The organism is Dellaglioa sp. CoH-57-MRSF-17, from assembly GCF_056782015.1.
Map to the genome: position 1 here is coordinate 1 of NZ_JBXAXY010000057.1, position 421 is coordinate 421.

The window sequence follows — 421 nt, forward strand, 5'->3', positions numbered from 1 at the left end:
GGCATACATGATCGCACTCGCGATCTAAGGAACGGCGATGCTGAAAACCCAAATTACCGAACTGTATAGCGCGCGGCTCAATGTTAGGGCAACGCCGCCCGCGTCCCTGACCGGGCGTCAGACGGTAGCGGAATGGGCCGAGGCTGACGCGAAAGCGGATGCGTTCGAATCATGGGCCGCGCGCCAAGCGTTCCAAACGGTTAGCGTCGTTTACGAGTCGCTGAGTCACGAAACGGAATTCGTGGCAACATGCAGTATGCGATTCACATGCGACGTGCGCTCGACGCTGGCTCAGTTTTTGGAACGCATCGAAAGCGAAGCCGCCGACCGGGGCCTTTGCATCATTGAGGATGCGGCTACACGGCTCCCGGTTCCGGGCATTCAAAAAGGGTAACAAGGGCGATCATGAAATACGATTGGT

The 421-nt window shown here is 57.5% G+C and carries 1 protein-coding gene; it reads left to right on the plus strand.

The annotated features are described in order from the left end of the window. Positions 1-37: 37 nt before the first annotated feature. Entirely contained in the window at positions 38-394 is a 357-nt protein-coding gene (locus tag AC1RPJ_RS07845; RefSeq protein ID WP_481762854.1) for a hypothetical protein, read from the plus strand. The last annotated feature ends 27 nt before the right edge of the window (positions 395-421 follow it).